The organism is Mycobacterium kyorinense, assembly GCF_001672775.1.
GTDB lineage: Bacteria > Actinomycetota > Actinomycetes > Mycobacteriales > Mycobacteriaceae > Mycobacterium > Mycobacterium kyorinense_A.
In genome coordinates, this window is the sequence record NZ_LZKJ01000200.1 from 124,874 (window position 1) to 143,152 (window position 18,279).

Below are 18,279 nucleotides of genomic sequence, written 5' to 3' on the forward strand. Positions count from 1 at the left end.
CACGCCGAGGCAATACGGCGGGCGCCGATTATGTTTAACGACTTATGACCAACGCTTCGCTAACCATGTACACGACGCCCTGGTGCGGCTATTGCCATCGGCTCAAGACGGTGTTGAAGGCCGCCGGGATCGGTTACGACGAGATCGACATCGAGCAGGACGCCGCGGCCGCGGAGTTCGTCGGCTCGGTCAACGGCGGCAACCGGACCGTGCCCACGCTGCGCTTCGCCGACGGGTCGACACTGACCAACCCGGGCGCAAACGAGGTCAAGGCGAAGCTCGCCGAGCTGGCCGGGTAACTCAGCCCGCCGCGGCCCAGGATTCGATGATCACCCGGGCGATGGAAACCGAGCCGGGCAGAAGAAGTTTGGCGTCCGATCGGCTGCTCCAGTCGCCGACCGCCAGCGCTGCGCGCACTTCGTCGCGGGTGAACCAGGCCGCCTCGGCGATTTCTCCGTCGTTGAACGAGAACGGCTGATCCGGATCGGCGAGCGCGTGAAAGCCGACCATCAGCGAGCGTGGGAACGGCCAAGGCTGGCTGCCCAGATACCGCACATCGCGCACGGTCAGACCGATTTCCTCCCGGATCTCCCGGGCCACGCAAACTTCGAACGACTCGCCGGCCTCGACGAAGCCGGCCAGCAGCGAGAACAGCCGCTGAGGCCACACCGTTTGGCGGGCCAGCACGGCGCGGTCGCCACCGTCGTGGACCAGGCAAATCACCGCCGGGTCGATTCGCGGGAATTCCTCGTGGCCGGTTAGCGGGTTGACCCGTGCCCAACCAGCCCTCGCCGGCCGCGTCGGCGAGCCGTCCACGGCGGAATACCGGGCGCCGTCATGCCAATTCAGCAGCGCCAGGGCCGAGGACACCAGCTGCGCGCTGATGTCGTCGAACAGTTCGCCCGCGCGGCGTAGATCCGCCACCTCGGCTTGTGTCTCGGGATCATCGGGGGCTTCCAGTGGGCCGCGCACAGCCCATACGTGGCGTCCGCCGTCGATCCGGCCCAGAAACACCGCGTCCGGCGGCGGTTTGTCGGCCAGCGTGCCCGCAGTTCCCAGCACCACCCGACCGTCGGCGACCAACACCTGGTTGCGGGAATCCACCCGCAGCAGCGCCGCGTCGGGCCATCCCGCGGCGGCCGCCTCGACGTCGGTGCGCAACTGGTCGGCGCGGTCGGCGCCGATCCGCGACAGCAACGGAACACTCTGCAGCTGAAAGTCCACTTAGGCTATTTCCCCACGCTGCGGACATAGAGCAGCCGGTCGCTGGCCTCGACCGCGTCGACCTCGGGTGTGCCCACCCGTAACAGCTGGCCGTCGCGGACCACGCCCAGCACGATGTCGCGCAAATGCCGGGGCGCACCACCGACCTCGCCCTGCTCCACCTCCCGTTCGGCGATCGCGAACCCGGCCTCGGGGGTCAGCAGGTCCTCGATCATCTCCACCACGCTGGGCGTGGTGGTGGCGATGCCAAGCAGCCGGCCCGCGGTCTCCGAAGACACCACCACCGAGTCGGCGCCCGACTGCCGCAGCAGGTGCTGGTTTTCGGCTTCCTGGATCGACGCCACGATCTTGGCCGTCGGCGCGATTTCCCGGGCAGTCAGCGTGACCAGCACCGCGGTGTCGTCGCGGCCGGTGGCCACCACGATCGAGGCAGCGTGCTGAGCGCCGGCGAGCCGCAGAAAATCGGATTTGGTGGCATCGCCGCGCACGGTCACCAGGCCCTCACCCGCCGCGCGGTCGAGCGCGGCCTGGTCGGGGTCGACGACCACGATGTCGCCCGCAGCGATCCCGTCGCCGCGCATCGCGGCCACCGCCGTTTTGCCCTTGGTGCCGTAGCCGGTGACGATGGTGTGGTTGCGCACTCGTTTCCTCCACCGCTGGATCTTCAGCACCTGTCGCGACGTTTCGGTGAACGCCTCGATCGTCGTCCCGACCAAAAGGATCAGGAACGCGATCCGCAGCGGGGTGATCACCAAAACATTGATCAGGCGCGCGTATTCGGAGATCGGGGTGATGTCGCCGTACCCAGTGGTCGACAACGTCACCGCGGAGTAGTAGAGGCAGTCCAGGAACGTCAGCGGCTCACCCCGCACGTCCTGGTAGCCGCCGCGATCGATGTAGACGAAAAAGGCCCCAGCCAACAACGCAGCCAGCGCGATAAGCACCCGGCGGTACACGGTCCGCGCGGGGTTGGAGCGCCCCTCGGGGATGCGCAGCACGCGGACCAGGTCATAGCCTCGCTGGGCGGTCAGCGTCTCGTCGAGACTGCCGTGCCGCCGCCAGCTACCTCTGGCCACGGCTAGCTGTCATCGGCTGGCGCACGACACAATGTAACCATGGCACCCACCACACCAATAGCCAGCCAGGCACCCGCATACCGGATGGGAACGCTGCTGATCGGCATGGGCATCACCCACTTTGTCGTTCCGAAGCCGTTCGACGACATTGTTCCCGTGGAACTGCCGGGAAGTCAGCGCTTCTACACCTACGCATCCGGCGTTGCCGAAGTGGTCACCGGCGCACTGCTGCTGGTCCGCAGCACCCGCCGACTCGGCGCGCTGGCCGCGGTCGCGCTTTTCCTCGGGGTCTTCCCAGGCAACCTGAACATGGTCCGGCTGTGGTGGGACAAGCCCTGGCCGATGCGGCTGGTGGCCCTAGCGCGGCTGCCACTGCAGATCCCGATGGTCACCATGGCGCTCAAAATCAGGCGCACGGCTTAACCGGCCACCAGTGCGGCCAGCTCTTCGGGTTCTGGCAGCACCTCGGGCGTAACGGTGGCCCCGGTGCGCACGTAGTGAAAAGCGGTGCGCACCAACGATTCCGGGCAACCGGTCAATGCCGCCCAGGCCAATCGGTAGACACCGAGTTGAACAGCGGCTTGCCGAGCGGCCTCCGGACTGTCCGGCGCCTCACCGGTCTTCCAGTCCACCACCGTGGTTCCGCCGTCCGGATCGGCGAACACCGCGTCGATGCGGCCGCGCACCACGGTGTCGCCGATAGCCATCTCGAACGGCACCTCGGCGGCAACCGGTGTGCGGGCCGCCCACGGTGAGGCGAGGAAGGACGCCTGTAGGGCGGCCAATTCCTCGGCGTCACCCCGGGCGGTGTCGGCGTCAGCCGCGCCGGGCAAATCGCCGAGGTCGAACAACCGCTCGGCACCGTAGAACCGCTGCACCCAGTCATGAAACGCATTGCCCAGCAGGGCATGCGGTTCCGGACGGGTAGGCAGCCGGCGCGTCAGGCGCTGCGCCGCGCCGTCGGGATCACGGGCAAGATCCACCAACCCGCTAACCGACAGCTGGCTGGGCAGGTTGGGCGGTTGAGCTGGTGCTGCGGCGCGGTCCCGCTCGGCCAACAGCGCATCCACATCGGCGGCCCACTCGTCTCCGGCGTTGGCGGGCGGCGCCTCTGCCGACATCGCCGCAGCCACCAACGCTGCGCCACGCTCGACGTCGGCGCGGCGGGCGCCCAGCGGATCGACCGGCCAGATCTCCTCGACAACGTTGTCGCGCAAAGGGTTTCGTTCTCCATCAGCCGGTGACGGCGCCCAGTGTTCGACGACACCGCACGGCTCGCCGTCGCGGGCCGACCGCTCGATGACATCTTTGACCTCGCAGAGGAAATCCGACGGGCCGCGCGGCTTGATCCCGGTGGCGCCCCAATGGTGGCCCGACAGCAGCAGGGTCTCCTCGGCGCGGGTGACGGCCACGTACAGCAGCCGACGATCCTCGTCGAGACGCCGCTGGTCGAGCTGGCGGCGATGCGCAGAGATCTTGTCGGACAGCTGTTTGCGGTTGGTGATATCAGAGGTGTCCAGCACCGGCACGCCGTGCGGGCACGTCGAGGCACTGTCGCCGCGCAGCAGCGGGGGCAGATCGGCAGCGTCGGTAAGCCAGGTGCGGGCGGAGCCGGTGGACGGGAACACGCCTGCCGACAGGTGCGGCACAGCCACCACCTGCCATTCCAGGCCTTTTGCCGCGTGCACTGTCAGTATCTGAACCCGGTTCTGAGCGACGGTGATTTGCGCCGGCGGCAACCCGCTTTCGACGACGGCAGCCGCATCCAGATAAGCCAGCAGGCCCAGGACCGATGCCTTGGCGGCGGTGCCGGCCCGCTCGGCGTAGGCGGCGACCTCGTCAGCGAAGGCGTCGAGGTGCTCGGTGCCCGTCCAGCCTGCCGGCGCAGCGGCGCGGACCTCACAATCGACCCCCAGCATCCGGCGCACCTCGGCCACCAGGTCAGGCAGTGGGTGATCGAGATGTCCGCGCAGCGTGGACAGCTCCTCGGCGAGCGCCCCGATACGCCGATACCCGGCCGTCGAATACGCCACCGCGGGTCCCGGGTCGTCGATGGCGTCGGCCAGACCCGCGCTATCGGTGTCAGCTGCGGCGGCAGCGGCGATCTGCCGGGCTGAAACCATTTGGCCTGCACCGTCTTCGAGAGCGACAGCGCGCCGCCACAACGCCGCGACGTCACGGGCACCAAGCCGCCAGCGCGGACCGGTCAGCACCCGCAGCGCGGCCGTCCCCGCAGTCGGGTCGGCGGCCAGCCGCAGCATCGCCACCACGTCGGCGACCTCAGGGATGGACAGCAGCCCGGCCAGCCCGACCACCTCCACCGGTATTCCGCGGGCCCGCAACACATCAGCCATTGGCGCGGCGTCGGCATTACGGCGCACGAGCACTGCGGTGGTGGGCGGTGCGACGCCCGCGGCGTGGGCGCGTTGGAAGTGCTGCTGCAGGTGATCGGCGACCCATTCGCGTTCGGCGCACACATCAGCCAGTAGTGCGCAGCGGACGGTGCCGGGCTCGGCGTTCGGCCGCGAACGCAGTGCGTGCACCGCCACCGACCGTCGCCGTGCTTCTGCCGATATCGCGTTCGCCACCCGCAGCGCGCGTGGCGGATTGCGCCAGCTGGTTCGCAGCTCCAGCACCGGCGCCGCGGTGCCGTCGGGACGCGGGAAGTCGGTGGTGAACCGGGGCAGGTTGGTGGCCGAGGCGCCGCGCCAGCCGTAGATCGACTGGATGGGATCACCGACTGCGGTCAGCGCCAACTCGCCGTCGACCCCGCCGCCGAACAACGACGACAGCACGACGCGTTGCGCGTGGCCGGTGTCCTGGTATTCGTCGAGCAACACCACCCGATAGCGGCTCCGCAGCTGCTCGCCGACTTCGCCGAAGGCGGACACCAGCCGCGCGGCCAACGCCATCTGCATCCCGAAGTCGATCACCTTCTCCGCCCGCATCCGTTGATGCAGAGCCTCGATCAGCGGTACCAACTCGGCGCGCTCGGTCTGGGTGGCCAACATCCGCAACAGCCATTGGCTGGGGCCGCGGTCACGCTGGTAGGGGCCAGCCGGCAACGTGTGCACCAACCGCTCCAGTTCGACGTGGGTGTCGCGGAGTTGTGCGGTGTCGACGAGGTGTTCGGCAAGCTGGCCGGACAGCCGCAGCACCATCGAGGTCACCGCAGTAGGACTCTTATCGGTGTGCAGCTCGCCGCGGTAGCCGTTGACCACGTCGAAGGCCAGCTGCCAAAGTTCGGTCTCGCCGAGCAGCCGGGTCTGCGGCTCGATGCCCAGCAACAGACCGTGATCGCGCAGCAACTGGCCGGCGAAGGCGTGGTAGGTGCTGACGGCGGCGGTGCCGACCGGTTCGGCGGTGTGGGCGATCAGGCCGGTGCCGGCCAGCCGGGTCACCCGGGAACGCACCCGGCGCAGCAGCTGTCCGGCGGCCTTGCGGGTGAACGTCAACCCCAGCACCTGGCTGGGGTCGGCGTAGCCGTTGGCGACCAGCCACACCACCCGGGCGGCCATCGTCTCGGTTTTTCCGGCACCGGCGCCCGCGATGACCACCAGCGGCCCCGGCGGGGCGGCGATCACCGCGGCCTGCTCGGCAGTCGGTTCGAAAAGCCCTAAGGCGCTGGCTAATTCAGCGGGGGTGTAGCGCGGCGTCATGACCGGCCCTCCCCCGCGCCGCCGGTGTGGGCCGGGCAACTCGGCCGGATGGGGCAATGGGTGCAGCCGTCGTTGACGCGGGCGACGAACTGCGGTCCGGCGGTGGCCGCGGCCGCCTGCTGAACCAGGTTGCGCCAGTCGTCACGAGCAGCCGGCGTCAACGGGTCCTGCTCGCGTTCGGCGGCGCCCCCCGCGCCGGCCCTGCCCGGATACACCAACCGGGCGCCGCCGGGCTCGTCGCCGTCAGGTAGTAGGCCTTCGGCGACGGCCAGCTGGTACATGGCCAGCTGGGCGTGCCGCTGCGCATCGTCCTTGCTGGCCGGCGTCTTGCCGGTTTTGACGTCGACGATCACCAGCCGGCCGGCGCCGTCGCGCTCGACCCGGTCGACCCGTCCCCGCAGCCGGACACCGGTGCCGGCAAGCATCCCGTCGACCTCGACCTCGCGGCCGACCTCGGTCAGCTCGCGTCGTGTCTGAGCCCGCCACTGGAGAAAAGCCTCCAGCATCGCGCGGTGGCGGGCCAGCTCGTTGGCGCCGTACCACCGTGAGTCGAACGGCAGCTGCTCCCAGGCCCGGTCCAGCGCGGCCAGCAGCTGCGTCTCGTTGCTCTCCGCGTCGGCGATCAGCGCATGCACTAAGGACCCGATGGTGGAGCGCAGATCTCGCGGATCGGTGCCGCCATGGCGTTCGGCCAGCCAGCGCAGCGGACAGTCGGTCAGCGTCTGCAAGCTCGACGGGGTCAGTGTGACGACGTGATCGTCACCGCTCCACAGCGGCTCGGCGGTGCTGACCGGCGCGATCCCATACCAGCTGGCCGGGTCCGCACCGGGCACCCCGGCGTTGGCCAGGCGGGCCAATTGCGTTGCCGCCCCGGCGCGTTTCTCGTCACTCACCGCGCCGTGCGGAGCGCAGACGACAGCCCGCAGCCGGCCTACTACCGCCGTGGCCGACAGCGTCCGCGGGGCGGCCACCGGCGGCAGCGCGGTATCGGGGTCGGGTCCGTCGCTGGCCCATGACGCGATTTCGAAAAAGAACGGCGACGGCAGCGTGGTCTCGCCGCCGCCGTCGGCCTCGCCGTCGACGGCGGTCACCAGGAGTTGTCGGCTGGCCCGGCCCATGGCTGCGATCAGCAGCCGCCGCTCGTCGGCCAGCAGCGGGGCCCGCATCGACGTGTTTTCGCTGACGCCATCGAGGACATCGAGCAGCCGCTGGGTGCTCAGCACCCCGCCGCGGGGAATGGTGTTGGGCCACAGTCCTTCCTGCAGACCGGCGATGACCACGAGGTCCCACTGGTGCCCGAGCGCGGCGTGTGCGCTGAGCACGCTGACGGCTTCGGTCATGCCCGGCTCGGGGCTGACCGGAGGCAGTTGCAGCGCGCCGACGTGGTCGAGCAGGCCGCGCAGTGAGGCGCCCACGGTACGTGACACGTATTGCTCGGTGATGTCGAAAAGCGCTGTGACGGCGTCCAGGTCGCGATTTGCCTGAGCGCCGCCCGGGCCACCGCGTTCGCACGCCGTAAGCCAGCGGCGCTGCAGACCCGAGCGCTGCCACGCCGCCCACAGCGTGTAACGGGGATCCTGCCCGTCCCGCTGGCAGCGCGCGGCAGCGTCTAGCACCGCCCGCATCCGTCGTACCGGGCGGGCCTGCGCGGTGGGCAGCCGAATCGGCTCGCCGCTCAACGCTGCTACCAACACGTCGGCGAACTCCTGGTCACCTGCGGTGCGGCGCAATGTACGGCGCAGTTGGCGCAGAGTCACCGGGTCCACCCTGCCGACGGGACCGGTCAGCAAGGCCAGCGCCCGCTCGCCGTCCAGGCCGTCGGCTGTTGCGGCCAGTACGGTCAGCAGCGCTCGCGTCGCGGGCTGCTGCCACAGCGATCCGCCGGCGCTGGGCATGGCCACCGGGACGCCGGCCCGCATCAGGGCCTGCGACAACCCGGCACCGGCACGCGGCACTGACCTGACAATGACCGCCATCTGCGACCACGGCACCCCGTCGATGAGGTGCGCGCGCCGTATGGCATCGGCGATCACCTCTGCTTCCGCGTGTGGTGAGGCCGCCAGACGTGCCGCCACCGAACCGGAACCGCTTCCGGCCCCGGTGATTTCGTTGCCTCCGACGAGCCGGCGCGAGATACCCGAGACTGCGCGCGCCACGGCCGGCGGGCAGCGGTGTGACGCCGTGAGCGTCACCGTCGACGCAGCGGCGCCGCGCTCGGGTGCGCGATCGCCGCCCAACAGCAGGGTCGGCTCGGCGCCGCGGAAACCGAACACGGCCTGGCTGGGATCACCGGCAATCAGCGCCACCTCAGCGCCGGCCGCCAGCACGCGCACCATGCGAGCGGCCTGCGGGTCGAGTTGCTGGGCGTCGTCCACCAGCAGGATCTGAATCCTTGCGCGCTCTGCGGCCAACAACTCCGGATCGACGGCAAATGCCTCCAAAGCCGCCCCGACCAGTTCGGCGGCTCCCACGGCCGGCGTCGTCGCCTGAGGGGCTGCCGTGCCGACCGCCCCACGCAGCAGCATCACCTGCTCGTACTGACGCGCGAACTGTCCTGCCGCCACCCATTCGGGATGGCCGTGCAGCCGGCCGAGCCGCTCCAGTTCCCGAGTGTCCACGCCGCGTTCCGCGCAGCGCGCCAACAGATCCCGCAACTCCGCGGCGAATCCGGCGGTAGCCAACGCCGGTTGCAGTTGCGTGGGCCAGGCCACCGCTGCCGCCGGACCGTCGTGGAGGTCACCGGCCAGCAGTTCGGCGATGATGCTGTCCTGTTCGGCGCTGGTGACCAGTCGCGGTGGCGGAGCGCCGGCGCGCTGCGCGGCCAGCCGCAGCACCGCGAAGGCGTAGCTGTGCACGGTGCGTACCAGCGGCTCGCGGATTACCGTGCGGCCCGCGCCGTCGGCCCGCGCACGCAACAACCGGGTCATCAACGCGCTGCGTGTCTGCGTCGCGATCCGCCCCGAACCCGTCAGCAACAGAACCGATTCCGGGTCGGCGCCCGCAGCGATACGGGCTGCCGCCGCGTCGATCAGCAAGCTGCTCTTACCGGTTCCCGGACCGCCGACGATCCGCAGCTGACCGCGCAGGCCGGGATCCAGCACGGACTGAGCCTCGGGACCCCATCGATGTGCCATAGCGGCATGACATCACGAAGGTCCGACAAGTCGGTGCGAGCCGATTACCGCTGCTTGGCTAGCGCCGCTGCATAGCGCGCACCGGCATCACATCCGGCGGCCGAGATCCTCATCGCCGCTGTGGCGGGGGTATTCGGGCAGCACCGGTGGTGAGCCCGCGTCGTGCCGGGTGTCGCTGCCGGCTTGCGGCCCGGCCGCAGCTCCCGTGTCCTCGCGCTCGGTGCTCTGCTGGGTTTCCGGCTGAGGCTGGGGGGGAGGTTGGTCGTCTCGCTGCTGCTGCGCGCTGCCCATCCCAGCGGGGCCTTGGCCGACGCCTCCGGCGGCGCCTTGAGATCCCGGTCCGCCCGCGGGCTGCCCTTGCCCGCCGTGACCCTGTCCGCCGTGGCCAGCGCCCTGAAATGCCTGCATCATCGGTTGCATCAGTGACGTGAAGCTGCCGCCGAACTGACCCGCCATCTGACCGGGCGCCCCGGCCATCTCGCCGGCCTGGCTGCCCATTTGGCCCAGCGTTTGGACGATCTGCATCACGCCCTGCTGACCCGACTCGTCAGCGCCCTGATATGCCGCGCTCGAGGCGCCGAGTTTGCCGTCGAACATGGCCTCTTTGCCTTGCAGCGCCGCAACATTCGCGTGTAGCGGAACGGACAGCGTCGGCAAGACCGAGGCGATCGTCGCGCTCATCGGGTCTTCGCCAGGCGTCACCATCGGCATCTGCGGCAGTTGGACCTGGCCTGGCTGCCAGGTGGGCCGTCCGTGGTGTTCTACGCCCTCACTCATCAGTCGTTATCTCCTGTTGTCGGTTGCCGCGGCGCGAACGATCACCAATCATCGTCGTCCTCGCCTTCGGTGAGGTCGTGATCGAGGGGCGTGGGAACCGCCATCCCCGCCCGGGTGCCGCCGCTTTCCCCGCGGTGGCCCATCATGCCCATGCCACCCATGCCGCCCATGCCGCCGCCGGCGCCCACCGGTGCCGCGCCGCTGACGACGGTGCTGCCTGCGGCAGCGCCCTCCTCCACTGCGGTGGGAGCCACGGTGGTGGTGTGCTTGTCGACCAGTTTGGCCATCAGCGGGGTGCGCGGCGGGCTACCGCCGGAGCCGGGTACTCCGCCGCCCCGCATCAGCCCGGCACCCGAGGTCGCACCGGAGCCGCCGGCAGCCGGATGGTTGGAAAACGCGGCAAACGGTGACGTATCTGCCCCGCCGGCACCGCCTTTGCCGAGTTGACCGAACATCGACGAAATCTGCTGCAAAGGCTGGGTCAACTGCTGCAGCCCTTGACCGCCGCCAGTCATCTTGCCCAGCTGCTGGGGAAGCTGGCCGACCTGGGAGACCATTTGGCTCACCATCTGCGCGCCGTCTTGCGATTCCTTGCCGGCCTGTCCTGCACCGGTCGCCCCGCCGGGCGGGATGGGTATCGCCGCGGGGTTCACCGCCGGCGTACCCAGGTTGCCCGCGAGTTCGGTCGTGCCCGTCATCACGTCGGCCATGTTCTGCGACTGGCCCAGCCTGATCTGGCTTTGCAGCAGAGCTTCTTTGTCCTCCCCCGGCAGCGGCAGTCCTTCGATCATCTCGCAGGTGCGTTGGGTCAGCTGTGCGGTGGCGTTGGCCAGCCCTTTTGCTTTGACGACCGACGCCTCCATGGCCCGTAGCTTGAGCGCGATGGCCGACGCCTCGGCGGCGTTGATTTCATGACCGTTGATGATCGTGCTGGCCTCACCAAGCGCCGCAGTGGCCGCGGCACCCGTCCAAATGCCCTGGATCTGCATCATCTGTCCCTGCTGCTGGGGCACCACCACCCCGGTCAGGTGCATCGCCAGCTGTTCGAACTCCGCGGCGGCCGCCGCCAGCACGTCCTCGTCGATGTTCGGCCAGCCCGGGCCCAGCAACGTCTGCGACCCGTAGGGGCTGTTGTCGGCCTCGATCCCCATGACACGATCCCTTCCCCAGCGTGCCCGGATATACCGTCAAACCTTACTGCGCAGCTAGCCCGGCTATTGACACATTTTCGGCAGCAGCGGCACCGGCGGCGTTGCAGGCGGCTGGCACCATACGACGCGTGAGCAAGCTTCATGTGCACCGCTACGGCCCCCCGGGGCCGGTGCGGTTGTTGGCTATCCACGGTTTGACCGGGCATGGGCAGCGCTGGCAACGGTTGGCAACCGACTACCTGCCCGAGGTCAGTGTGGCCGCCCCCGATCTGCTCGGCCACGGCAGGTCGTCGTGGTCCGCGCCGTGGACGATCGACGCCAATGTCGCGGCGCTGGCCGCGCTGCTCGAAGGTCCAGCGGTCGTGGTCGGGCATTCGTTCGGCGGCGCTGTCGCGCTGCACCTGGCTGCCACCCATCCCGATCGAGTGGCCGCGCTGGTGCTGCTTGATCCCGCGATTGGGCTGGACGGCGCCTGGATGCGTGAGATCGCCGACGCGATGCTGGCCTCCCCCGACTACCCGGACGCCGTGGAAGCCCGCGCCGAGAAGGCTACCGGCGCATGGGCCGACGTCGACCCCGCCGTGCTCGACGCCGAACTCGACGAACATCTGGTGGCGCTGCCCGGCGGGCGCTACGGCTGGCGGATCAGCGTGCCGGCGATGATGTCGTACTGGAGCGAGTTGGCCCGCGATGTGGTGTTGCCGCCGAAAGGAATTGCCACGACGGTGGTTCGGGCGCTGTGGACGTCGCCGCCGTATGTCGACGACGGTCTGGTCGCCGGCATGCGTGAGCGGCTGGGATCCGATTTTCAGCTGCTGGAATTCGAATGCGACCACATGGTGGCCCAAGCCAAGCCCGCCGAGGTGGCCGCGCTGATCCGCGAGCGGATGCGCTGACAATGGCGACGGTGACCGACGAGCAGGTCGAGCGGGTGCGTGCGCTGGTGGCCGCCATCCCTGCCGGCCGGGTGGCGACCTACGGCGATATCGCAGCCGCCGCAGGGCTTTCCAGTCCGAGGATCGTCGGCTGGATCATGCGAACCGATTCCTCGGATTTGCCGTGGCATCGGGTGATCACCGCGTCCGGCCGGCCCGCAAGGCATCTGGCCACCCGCCAGTTGGAACTGCTGCGCGCCGAAGGGGTGCTGGCAGACGACGGCAGGGTCGCGCTGGCCGAAGTGCGTCACGTGTTTCCGCGAGAGTGCAACTAGCGACGGCCCTTCTCGGGAAATGCGTTGCTACTTGCACTTTCGCGCTTAGAGCACCAAGCGGACCAGGGCTGCGGTGCGCGCCAGGCCCGGGAAGGCCGCCGACGTGGAGCGAGGATGCAATGCATGAACGGCGAGCCGGAACATCAACGCGCGCAACAGCATCTGCGGCCATTCCGGCAGGGCGTTCCAGCGCTCGATGAGCCCGTCGTCGGCCTCCCCCCACGACAACGCGTCGACGACGACGACACCGGCGGCCCACGACGCCGGCCGCCAGTACGGCGTGATGTCGGTGATGCCGGGCGCGGCGGCACCCGCGAAAAGCACTGTCCCGTAAAGGTCCCCGTGTACGAGCTGGCTGGGGCTTTTGGTCCGCCGCCGCAGCCCGGCGAGCTGTTGGATCAGCTCGACTGAGCGTGGCCGGTCGGCGGCCGCGGGAGCAACCCGTGCGGCCTGCGGCACCGAGGCTAGCGGCTGTTCTTCCCACGCCGCCCGGTCGGCCGCGATGAAGACGTCGACATCCGCCCACGGCGCGGTGGGACCCTGAGTGAGAAATCGAGGGCGTTCCAGTTTCCCGGTGGCCTCGTGCAGTCGCACCGCCGCCGAGACGACTTCGTCATGACGAGGCTCAGGTTTGCCAGCGACGAAAGTGTCTGCCCGCCAGCCGGAGACCACGTAGCGACCATCGGTCGAACGGACCGGTCGGGCCAGTCGCACGCCGTCGACGAACAGTGTCTCGCGCACCTTGGCCGACCAAGCGGCGCGGGCATGATCGGCAACCAGCGACAGCACCACTTCACCGCACCGCCAGCCACCTTCCCAACTGCCACCCAACGGCGCGGGCCGCACTCCGGTCAGACCAAACGCCGCCAATACATGCTCGGGCGGCGGGTCGACACTCACACGCTCAGCCTAATGGCCGTCAGCTGGGCAGACGCGTTAGTACATGACCATGTCGGGCTGCATTTGCTGCGCCCAGGCAACGATGCCGCCCTGCAGATGGACCGCGTCGGCGAAACCCGCCTTTTTCACCGCGGCCAGCGCCTCCGCGGACCGCACACCGGTCTTGCAATACAGCACCGGTAGCCGGTCCTGGGGCACCTTGGCCAGCCCCTCGCCCGAGTTGATCGACGACTGCGGGATCAACTGCGCGCCGTCGATGTGGTTGATGTCCCACTCCACCGGCTCGCGCACATCGATCAAGGCAACCTTTTTGCCGGAATCCATCAACTCGCGCAGTTCGCGCGGCGTGATCGTGGCGTCTGCCGCTGCGTCGGCCGCCTCGTCGGAAACCACACCACAGAACGTGTCGTAGTCGATCAACTCGGTGATCTTCGGCGTCGTGGGATCCTTGCGGATCGAGATCGTGCGGTAGCTCATCTCCAACGCGTCGTAGACCATCAATCGGCCCAGCAACGGTTCGCCGATGCCGGTGATCAGTTTGATCGCCTCGGTGCCCATCACCGAAGCGATCGACGCGCACAGAATGCCTAGTACACCGCCCTCGGCACACGACGGCACCATGCCGGGAGGCGGCGGCTCGGGATACAAATCGCGGTAGTTGAGGCCGCGTCCGTCGGGCGCATCCTCCCAAAACACCGAGACTTGGCCTTCGAAGCGGTAGATCGAGCCCCAGACATACGGCTTGTGCGCCAGCACGGCGGCGTCGTTGACCAGATAACGGGTGGCGAAGTTGTCGGTGCCGTCGAGAATCAGGTCGTATTGCTCGAACAGGCCGACGGCGTTGTCCGGTTCCAATCGCTCTTCGTGCAAGCGCACGTCGACCAGCGGGTTGATTTCGGTGATCGAGTCGCGCGCCGACTGCGCCTTCGGGCGGCCGATGTCGGACACGCCGTGGATGATTTGGCGCTGCAGGTTGGACTCGTCGACGATGTCGAAGTCGACAATGCCGATGGTGCCCACGCCGGCGGCGGCCAGGTACAGCAACGCGGGTGCGCCGAGCCCGCCGGCCCCGATCACCAACACCCGCGCGTTCTTGAGCCGCTTCTGCCCGTCGACGCCTACGTCGGGAATGATCAGATGACGGCTGTAGCGCGCAACTTCATCGCGCGTCAGTCCGGCGGCCGGTTCAACCAGCGGTGGCAACGACGTCGACACCGAATATCTCCTCAACTTTGTCAGCTCTACCCATCACAGCAGTTGCCCGGATCAACGGCAAACAGCCGGGGAACCTTCCCGACGACCAGTCAGGCGATCGGGTACGGCCAGGGATTGAACTGGCACGTCTTCCCGTCAGCCTTGACCCAGTCCGGGTCGAACTTGGCGTCGTCGTCGTTGGCGGTGGAAAACGTTTGTTGCATCATCACCGGCGCCAACCCACCCTGCTTGTCGCACGGCTCGTGACGCAAATAGCCGATGGCGTGACCTACCTCGTGGTTGATCACATACTGCCGGTAGGAGCCGACATCACCTTGGAACGGAACCGCTCCGCGCACCCAGCGGGCCTCGTTGATGAACACCCGCTGCTGCCCAGCGGGACTGAACGACGGGTTGTAGCAAGAGGCCTCCAACGGAATCTCATAGCCGCAGCCCTCGCGTACGGTCATCGGCGAGCTCAGCGAGATCCGGAAGTCAGGGTTGGTGCCGTCGGATCCGTCGATCCGGATGAAGGCGATCTGCGGATTGTGGGTCCAGCTCTTGGGATTGGCCAACGTCTGGTCGACCATCCGCGCGAACGCATCGTCGCCGCCGAACGTGGTCGGATCGATCCCGTTTTCGACCTCGACGGTGTACCGGAACACCTTCGCGGTGCCCTGTCCGACCTGAGGCATCACCCCGGGAACGACGCGCCAGGTCTTGTCACCGGCCGGAGTGAACGGGCCGCCGTCCGGCAGTACGCCGGTGGGCAGGCTGGCGTCGAATTCGGTCAGCCCGCGTGGCGGCGCACCGATGATGGCCGTGCCCACCGATCCGATTGTCGGCGGTCCTTGAACCGGCTCCTCCGAAGCGGGCGCCGGCGCGCTGGTCCCGGTGGCCGTCTGGTAGAGCACCACCGCGGTGAGCGCCGCCAGCACCGGCAGCGCATAGGCGCGCCAACCGTAGGTGGACACGAACCGGCCCAGCCAAGTCTGTTTGCGCCAGCGGCGCGGCCGGTCTCGATTGGACCGGGTTCGGCCCGAGCCCCAGGCGAGCGGATCCCGCTGAGCACGCAGCGGTTCTCGCCAGTCGTCGCGGAGCACCGGCACCTGGCCGGTTCCGCGTGGCTCTGGGTCGAAACTCACCGCCCCAGGATCGCACATTCGCTGCTAAGGACGCCGCTAGCTGGGCTCTTGGCGCGCCCGCAGGCTTGGTACGACGGCTTCCGCGGGGCTTGGAATAGTCAATAACAAACACGCGGCCACCCGGGTAGTAGTGTCTTTGCGATCAGCAGCGCGCGGCCACGCCGACGGCGCGTGTCCTAAACGATCAGATGAGGACTTGATGAGCGATCTCGCCAACGCGGCCGGAAGGCGGTCGACGGACACCGTCGCCCCCGCGCGGCGCGGTAACCGGCTGCCTCGCGACGAGCGGCGCGGTCAACTGCTCATCGCTGCCAGTGATGTTTTCGTGTACCGCGGCTATCACGCCGCCGGCATGGACGAGATCGCCGACCGGGCGGGAGTCAGCAAACCTGTTCTGTACCAACACTTTTCCAGCAAGCTCGAGCTGTATTTGGCGGTGTTGAATCGGCACGTCGAGAATTTGGTCTCAGGCGTGCGCCAAGCGCTGCGGACCACGACCGACAACCGGCAACGGTTGCGTTCGGCGGTGCAGGCGTTCTTCGACTTCATCGAGCACGATGGCCAGGGCTACCGGCTGATCTTCGAGAACGACAACGTCACCGAGCCGCAGGTGGCCGCGCAGGTACGGGTGGCCACCGAATCGTGCATCGACGCCGTGTTCGACCTCATCAGCGCCGACTCGGGGTTGGACCCGCACCGGGCCCGGATGATCGCCGTCGGCCTGGTCGGGATCAGCGTCGACTGCGCCAGGTACTGGCTGGACACCGATCGGCCGATCTCCAAGGAGGACGCGGTGGACGGCACCGTGCAGTTCGCCTGGGGCGGCCTCTCGCACGTGCCGCTTACCCGCTCGTAGCCGAAGCCGATCCGATTCCGAAGCCCACGCGGCGCGCGTCGGCAACCCCGATTTCGACATAGGCGATCTTGGCCGCCTGGATCAGGAAGCGACGCCCCTTGTCGTCCGTCAGGCTCAGCACTTGCGAGTTCTGCCCGAGCGCGGCGGTGACCAGTTCTTCGACTTCGCCGGGCGCCTGTGCGCTGGTGAAGACCAGCTCGCGCGGGCTGTCCGTGACACCGATCTTGACCTCCACGCTGGCCCCTTCCGTTGTAAGCGTTCTCCAGCAGGCTAGTAGACGTACCGCCGCGGCCGTGAAAGCCGGTCCGCGCCAAGCCTTCGCGCGCACGGCGACAACGGGTCGTCGTCGCCAAATCGTGACCAACACGCCCACCCGCGGAGCGATCCACATCAGGTCACATCGATAACATCTGCAACATCAGCACCATGCAACACCTGGACAGCGACATCCAGGATTACCCAGATGACGAGGTCTACGCGACCTACCCGGACGACGACTGGGTCGGGCCGGTCGACGAACGCTGGCGGCCGATCGCGGCCGTCGCCGGCATCGTGTTCGTGCTTGCCGTGATCGCCACCGTGATCATCCTCAACGGCGGCGACAGCGCCTCGACGACGGCCACGGTCGTGCCGCCGACCCGCACGGTGATCGCCACCCCGCGCCCAGCGCCGCCGCCCACCGCGTCGCTACCGCCGGAAACCGTGACGACGGTGACGCCGGCCCCGCGGCAATCCAGCCCGGCGGAATCGCCGACGGCAGCACCGCCACCGCCCGAAGCGGCCCCGCCGGCCCCGCAGCTGGATCCGAACACCGTCGTGTACCGGGTGAACGGGACCAAGGGGTTCCTGGACCTGGTGACTGTCGTCTACACCGACGGCCAAGGCGCGCCCCAAACCGACGTGAACGTATCGCTGCCCTGGTCGAAGACGGTGGTGCTGGCCCCGGGCGTGCAGACTAAGTCCGTCGTGGCGACCAGCCTCACCGGCCGGCTCAGCTGCGCGATCACCAACGCCGACGGTCAAACCATCATGGCGTCGACCACCAGCACGATCATCGCGACCTGCACCCGCTAAACAGCCCTTAGGCCAGGCCCAGTTCGCGCATCCGTTGGTCGTGGGTTTGCTGCAGCCGGTCGAAAAACCCGGTCAGCTGGGTGAGGCCGTCGGTTCCGGAGACCACCAGATCGACCAGCTCGTCGTGGTCGGCCAGCACGTACTGGGCCTGGGTGATGGCTTCACCGAGCAGCCGGCGTGACCATAGCGCCAGCCGGCTGCGCTGTCTGGCGCTGGTCGTCACCGCGGCGCGCACCTCGGCGACCACGAACTGGGAGTGCCCGGTCTCTGACAGCGTCGCGCGCACGACGTCGGCCACCTCGTCGGGCAGCCCGCCCGCGATCTCCAGATACAGGTCGGCGGCCAGGGCATCGCCGACGTAGGTCTTCACCAGCGCTTCCAGCCAGGTACTCGGCGTGGTCAGCCGGTGGTAATCATCAAGCGCCGAAGCGTATTTCGACATCGCCGGCACTACGTCGACACCACGGCTCTCCAGAGCGTCGCGCAGTAGCTCGTAGTGCCCCATCTCCGCGGCGGCCATGCGCGCCATCGAAATGCGGCCGCGCAGATCAGGCGCCATCCGTGCTTCGTCGGTGAGCCGGTAAAACGCCGCAACCTCGCCGTAGGCCAACAGCGCAAACAACTCGTTGACGCCGGGGTGGTCCGCGGGCAGCCGTGGGGTGGGCGGATCGTCCAACTCATCGGCGCGCGAAGGCGAAGTCATGGCAACACTCTATGCGCGCCAGCGATCACCACGAATGCAGCCGGTGGCGACCCGCGATGCCCGGCCTCGTCGCGCGGCCGGGCCAAGATCTCATGGCGCAACCGCCGACCAGGTATGATCGAGGAAGGTGGTGGCTGTAGACCCTTACCGCTATTGCCGGCGAAATGTGCGTGCAC

The 18,279-nt window shown here is 68.5% G+C and carries 17 protein-coding genes; 6 read left to right on the top strand and 11 right to left on the bottom strand.

Going from position 1 to position 18,279, the window contains the following annotated elements; translation table 11 throughout:
* Nucleotides 1–44: 44 nt before the first annotated feature.
* Nucleotides 45–299: a mycoredoxin Mrx1 gene (gene mrx1, locus A5707_RS22270; protein WP_065016594.1), complete on the top strand. Its 255-nt coding sequence runs from the start codon at nt 45–47 to the stop codon at nt 297–299.
* 1 nt (nt 300) lies between these two features.
* Here the strand turns inward: mrx1 and nudC are convergent, their stop codons facing one another.
* Both nudC and A5707_RS22280 read right to left on the bottom strand, forming a co-directional pair.
* Complete coding sequence (gene nudC, locus A5707_RS22275; RefSeq protein WP_065016595.1) at nt 301–1,224, bottom strand: NAD(+) diphosphatase; 924 nt, start codon at nt 1,222–1,224, stop codon at nt 301–303.
* A gap of 5 nt (nt 1,225–1,229) precedes the next feature.
* Nucleotides 1,230–2,300, bottom strand: coding sequence for a potassium channel family protein (locus A5707_RS22280; RefSeq protein ID WP_065016596.1), 1,071 nt, complete (start codon nt 2,298–2,300; stop codon nt 1,230–1,232).
* Nucleotides 2,301–2,339: 39 nt separating this feature from the next.
* On the opposite strand from A5707_RS22280, the gene A5707_RS22285 reads away from it, so the two are divergent.
* A complete protein-coding gene (locus A5707_RS22285; protein WP_065016597.1) occupies nt 2,340–2,723 on the top strand; it encodes a hypothetical protein in 384 nt (127 codons plus the stop codon).
* On the opposite strand, the gene A5707_RS22290 is transcribed toward A5707_RS22285, so the two are convergent.
* From A5707_RS22290 to A5707_RS22305, 4 genes are all read right to left on the bottom strand, one after another.
* On the bottom strand, nt 2,720–5,959 hold the full coding sequence (locus A5707_RS22290; protein ID WP_065016598.1) for an ATP-dependent helicase: 3,240 nt from the start codon (nt 5,957–5,959) through the stop codon (nt 2,720–2,722). The two genes, A5707_RS22285 and A5707_RS22290, sit on opposite strands and share 4 nt — an antisense overlap.
* Entirely contained in the window at nt 5,956–9,093 is a 3,138-nt protein-coding gene (locus A5707_RS22295; RefSeq protein WP_065016599.1) for an ATP-dependent helicase, read from the bottom strand. The genes A5707_RS22290 and A5707_RS22295 overlap by 4 nt, the downstream gene beginning before the upstream one ends.
* 87 nt (nt 9,094–9,180) lie before the next feature.
* Complete coding sequence (locus A5707_RS22300) at nt 9,181–9,870, bottom strand: hypothetical protein (protein WP_065016600.1); 690 nt, start codon at nt 9,868–9,870, stop codon at nt 9,181–9,183.
* A gap of 41 nt (nt 9,871–9,911) precedes the next feature.
* Complete coding sequence (locus A5707_RS22305; RefSeq protein WP_065016601.1) at nt 9,912–11,021, bottom strand: hypothetical protein; 1,110 nt, start codon at nt 11,019–11,021, stop codon at nt 9,912–9,914.
* 128 nt (nt 11,022–11,149) lie between these two features.
* Here A5707_RS22305 and A5707_RS22310 point away from each other — a divergent pair, with 128 nt between their 5' ends.
* Together A5707_RS22310 and A5707_RS22315 are read left to right on the top strand one after the other, a co-directional pair.
* Nucleotides 11,150–11,917, top strand: coding sequence for an alpha/beta fold hydrolase (locus A5707_RS22310; protein WP_065016602.1), 768 nt, complete (start codon nt 11,150–11,152; stop codon nt 11,915–11,917).
* 2 nt (nt 11,918–11,919) lie between these two features.
* Nucleotides 11,920–12,231 carry an MGMT family protein gene (locus A5707_RS22315; protein ID WP_065016603.1) on the top strand — a complete coding sequence of 104 codons (312 nt, stop codon included), beginning with the start codon at nt 11,920–11,922 and terminating at the stop codon, nt 12,229–12,231.
* 45 nt (nt 12,232–12,276) lie between these two features.
* On the opposite strand, the gene A5707_RS22320 is transcribed toward A5707_RS22315, so the two are convergent.
* From A5707_RS22320 to A5707_RS22330, 3 genes are all read right to left on the bottom strand, one after another.
* Complete coding sequence (locus A5707_RS22320; RefSeq protein WP_065016604.1) at nt 12,277–13,131, bottom strand: TIGR02569 family protein; 855 nt, start codon at nt 13,129–13,131, stop codon at nt 12,277–12,279.
* 36 nt (nt 13,132–13,167) lie between these two features.
* Nucleotides 13,168–14,346, bottom strand: a complete 1,179-nt coding sequence (gene moeZ, locus A5707_RS22325) for an adenylyltransferase/sulfurtransferase MoeZ (RefSeq protein WP_065016605.1) — start codon at nt 14,344–14,346, stop codon at nt 13,168–13,170.
* Between the two features lie 89 nt (nt 14,347–14,435).
* A complete protein-coding gene (locus tag A5707_RS22330; protein WP_082969626.1) occupies nt 14,436–15,488 on the bottom strand; it encodes a DUF3152 domain-containing protein in 1,053 nt (350 codons plus the stop codon).
* A 181-nt stretch (nt 15,489–15,669) separates the two neighbouring features.
* Between A5707_RS22330 and A5707_RS22335 the strand changes: the two genes are divergently transcribed.
* Nucleotides 15,670–16,326: a TetR/AcrR family transcriptional regulator gene (locus A5707_RS22335; RefSeq protein WP_065016607.1), complete on the top strand. Its 657-nt coding sequence runs from the start codon at nt 15,670–15,672 to the stop codon at nt 16,324–16,326.
* Here the strand turns inward: A5707_RS22335 and A5707_RS22340 are convergent.
* On the bottom strand, nt 16,313–16,561 hold the full coding sequence (locus tag A5707_RS22340; protein WP_065016608.1) for a DUF3107 domain-containing protein: 249 nt from the start codon (nt 16,559–16,561) through the stop codon (nt 16,313–16,315). The two genes, A5707_RS22335 and A5707_RS22340, sit on opposite strands and share 14 nt — an antisense overlap.
* A gap of 191 nt (nt 16,562–16,752) precedes the next feature.
* Between A5707_RS22340 and A5707_RS22345 the strand changes: the two genes are divergently transcribed.
* Complete coding sequence (locus tag A5707_RS22345; protein ID WP_065016609.1) at nt 16,753–17,400, top strand: MmpS family transport accessory protein; 648 nt, start codon at nt 16,753–16,755, stop codon at nt 17,398–17,400.
* 7 nt (nt 17,401–17,407) lie between these two features.
* Here A5707_RS22345 and A5707_RS22350 read toward each other — a convergent pair whose 3' ends face one another.
* Nucleotides 17,408–18,103: a ferritin-like fold-containing protein gene (locus tag A5707_RS22350; protein WP_065016610.1), complete on the bottom strand. Its 696-nt coding sequence runs from the start codon at nt 18,101–18,103 to the stop codon at nt 17,408–17,410.
* Between the last annotated feature and the right edge of the window lie 176 nt (nt 18,104–18,279).

Bases quoted from the DNA above. Each gene is read 5' to 3' on its own strand.
- A5707_RS22350 (WP_065016610.1), bottom strand. From the start codon at position 18,103: ATGACTTCGCCTTCGCGCGCCGATGAGTTGGACGATCCGCCCACCCCA.
- A5707_RS22345 (WP_065016609.1), top strand. From the start codon at position 16,753: ATGCAACACCTGGACAGCGACATCCAGGATTACCCAGATGACGAGGTC.
- A5707_RS22300 (WP_065016600.1), bottom strand. From the start codon at position 9,870: ATGAGTGAGGGCGTAGAACACCACGGACGGCCCACCTGGCAGCCAGGC.
- mrx1 (WP_065016594.1), top strand. From the start codon at position 45: ATGACCAACGCTTCGCTAACCATGTACACGACGCCCTGGTGCGGCTAT.
- A5707_RS22295 (WP_065016599.1), bottom strand. From the start codon at position 9,093: ATGGCACATCGATGGGGTCCCGAGGCTCAGTCCGTGCTGGATCCCGGC.
- A5707_RS22330 (WP_082969626.1), bottom strand. From the start codon at position 15,488: ATGTGCGATCCTGGGGCGGTGAGTTTCGACCCAGAGCCACGCGGAACC.
- A5707_RS22315 (WP_065016603.1), top strand. From the start codon at position 11,920: ATGGCGACGGTGACCGACGAGCAGGTCGAGCGGGTGCGTGCGCTGGTG.
- A5707_RS22335 (WP_065016607.1), top strand. From the start codon at position 15,670: ATGAGCGATCTCGCCAACGCGGCCGGAAGGCGGTCGACGGACACCGTC.
- A5707_RS22305 (WP_065016601.1), bottom strand. From the start codon at position 11,021: ATGGGGATCGAGGCCGACAACAGCCCCTACGGGTCGCAGACGTTGCTG.
- A5707_RS22285 (WP_065016597.1), top strand. From the start codon at position 2,340: ATGGCACCCACCACACCAATAGCCAGCCAGGCACCCGCATACCGGATG.
- A5707_RS22290 (WP_065016598.1), bottom strand. From the start codon at position 5,959: ATGACGCCGCGCTACACCCCCGCTGAATTAGCCAGCGCCTTAGGGCTT.